The organism is Plantimonas leprariae, assembly GCF_008802405.1.
Classification (GTDB): Bacteria; Pseudomonadota; Alphaproteobacteria; order Rhizobiales; family Rhizobiaceae; genus Plantimonas; species Plantimonas leprariae.
The window spans coordinates 1-1,082 of the sequence record NZ_VZDO01000040.1 but is presented as its reverse complement, the minus strand read 5'-3'; the positions used below and the strand labels follow the sequence as shown (position 1 = coordinate 1,082).

1 protein-coding gene is annotated in these 1,082 nt (G+C 66.2%); it reads left to right on the top strand.

Annotation, left to right across the window (positions count from 1 at the left end):
• The coding region (gene tuf / locus F6X38_RS23200; protein WP_150974102.1) for an elongation factor Tu at positions 1-1,082 on the top strand (1,082 nt) is incomplete at both ends.

Genomic DNA, 1,082 nt, shown 5'->3' with positions numbered 1-1,082 from the left:
CATGGCAAGACGTCGCTGACGGCGGCGATCACGAAGTACTTCGGGGAGTACAAGGCGTACGATCAGATCGACGCGGCGCCGGAGGAGAAGGCGCGCGGCATCACGATCTCGACGGCGCATGTGGAGTACGAGACGGCGGCGCGGCACTACGCGCATGTCGACTGCCCCGGGCATGCGGACTACGTGAAGAACATGATCACGGGTGCGGCGCAGATGGACGGGGCGATCCTGGTCTGTTCGGCGGCGGACGGCCCGATGCCGCAGACGCGCGAGCACATCCTTCTGGCGCGGCAGGTCGGCGTTCCGGCGATCGTGGTGTTCATGAACAAGGTGGACCAGGTCGACGACGCGGAACTGCTCGAGCTGGTCGAGCTGGAGATCCGCGAGCTGCTGTCCTCCTACGAGTTCCCGGGCGACGACATTCCGATCGTGAAGGGATCGGCGCTGGCGGCGCTGGAGGACTCGAACAAGACGATCGGCGAGGACGCGGTTCGCGAGCTGATGGCGCAGGTGGATGCCTACATCCCGACGCCGGAGCGTCCGATCGACCAGCCGTTCCTGATGCCGATCGAGGACGTGTTCTCGATCTCGGGCCGCGGCACGGTGGTGACGGGGCGTGTGGAGCGCGGCATCGTGAAGGTGGGCGAGGAAGTCGAGATCGTCGGCATCCGCGACACCAAGAAGACGACGGTGACAGGCGTCGAGATGTTCCGCAAGCTGCTCGACCAGGGCCAGGCGGGCGACAACATCGGGGCGCTGGTTCGCGGCGTCGACCGTGACGGGGTGGAGCGCGGCCAGGTGCTGTGCAAGCCGGGTTCGGTGAAGCCGCACACGACGTTCAAGGCGGAAGCCTACATCCTGACCAAGGAGGAGGGCGGTCGCCATACGCCGTTCTTCACGAACTACCGGCCGCAGTTCTACTTCCGCACCACCGACGTGACGGGGGTGGTGACGCTTCCCGAAGGCACCGAGATGGTGATGCCGGGCGACAACGTCACGATGGATGTCAAGCTGATCGTGCCGATCGCCATGGAGGAGAAGCTGCGCTTCGCCATCCGCGAAGGCGGCCGGACCGTCGGCGC